1 pseudogene and 1 other annotated feature are annotated in these 1416 nt (G+C 59.5%); the pseudogene reads right to left on the bottom strand.

Annotation, left to right across the window (positions count from 1 at the left end):
- Window positions 1-932, bottom strand: a pseudogene (locus ACM9LZ_RS25800) (IS3 family transposase); the annotation flags it as partial.
- Window positions 535-651: a sequence feature (AL1L pseudoknot), on the bottom strand. It overlaps the preceding pseudogene by 117 nt.
- Window positions 933-1416 lie beyond the last annotated feature (484 nt).

The following is a 1416-nucleotide window of genomic DNA, read 5'->3' as shown; positions in this document are numbered from 1 at the left end:
TTGGCTGCCCCTGTCCGAATGGTGAACCAATCCGGACTTCCCCGCTGGCCGGCGTTGATGCAGGGCCTGCTCCAGGGCATCCAGGACAAAGCCGGCGTCGGCCGTGCGGGACACCCGCCAGCCGACGATCCGCCGTGCAAAGGCGTCGATGATGAAAGCCACATAGACAAAGCCGCTCCAGGTGGACACATAGGTGAAATCGGAAAGCCACAACTGATCGGGCCGGTCGGCCCGGAATTGCCGGTTCACCCGATCCAACGGACAGGGTAAAGCCTTGTCAGCAATGGTAGTCTTCACCGGCTTTCCACGGATGGTGCCGCGCAGGCCCATCTCCCGCATCAGCCGTGCCACCGTGCAGCGTGCCACCTGCACGCCCTCCCGCTGCAACTGCCGCCACACCTTGCGCACCCCATAGACCTGGAAATTCTCATCGAACACCCGCCGGATATCGGTCATCAGGCCCGCATCGCGTTGCGCCCGCGGCGGTAGTTTGGCCGGATCACTCGCACGTGCCGTGTGCCGTCGGACGGTGGAGGGGGCAATCGGCAATACTCTGCAGATTGGCTCGATCCCGTATTCCCGGCGGTGGGCTTCAACGAAGCCCAACATCATTTCGGTCGGCGGTCGAGCTCCGCCATCGCGAAATAAGCCGAGGCCTTGCGCAGGATTTCATTCGCCTGGCGCAACTCCCGGATCTCCCGTTCTTGCGCCTTCAGTTTCTCCAGCACATCCAGCGGAACACCGGCACGGCTGCCGCTTTCCACCTCGGCTTTCTTGACCCACTCATTCAGCGTATGCGCCGAACAGCCGATCTTGGACGCCACGGACGACACCGCTGCCCATCGCGACGGATGATCCTGCTCGTGATCCACCACCAGCCGAACAGCCCGATCGCGGACCTCAGCTGAAAACTTGTTCGTTGTCTTGCTCATCATGCTCCATCCTACTCAAGAGTTGGAGCCGCCGACAATCCCGGCGCGGTTCAGACCGGACTGGCGGGAAGCGTCTAGTGCAGGCAACCGGCACCACAGCCCTGATGGCTCTGCACCCGCATCGGCTGTTCGGATGACAGGGAACGGCGACGGTGAACCACCGGCGACACCCAGTGCGGCCCCGAACTTTCTCTGAGGCGCCGGCTGCCCCAGACCCCGCCACCTTCCAGCAAGCGGAGAGGTCGGGGAAGGTCGATGGGAGGCTATTGAAACCAGGAGATCGATTTGCACTGGGAGGGGTTTTCTATCACACCTGATGCAGCTACCGAGGCTGGTAAGTGATTGTTTGTTAAAGGTATTTTTGTATTCTTTGAGAATGCAAAGCCGTATTCTACTGTATTCTGGCCTCAAATCTATATATCAAAGAGATATATTAGAGTCTGATTCGAAATTAATCTGAATTGCATCAATGCCTTGCGATACG

Source organism: Niveispirillum fermenti (genome assembly GCF_048066175.1).
Classification (GTDB): domain Bacteria; phylum Pseudomonadota; class Alphaproteobacteria; order Azospirillales; family Azospirillaceae; genus Niveispirillum; species Niveispirillum fermenti.
The sequence above is the reverse complement of the archived record's forward strand: the minus strand, read 5'-3'. Positions and strand labels throughout refer to the sequence as shown.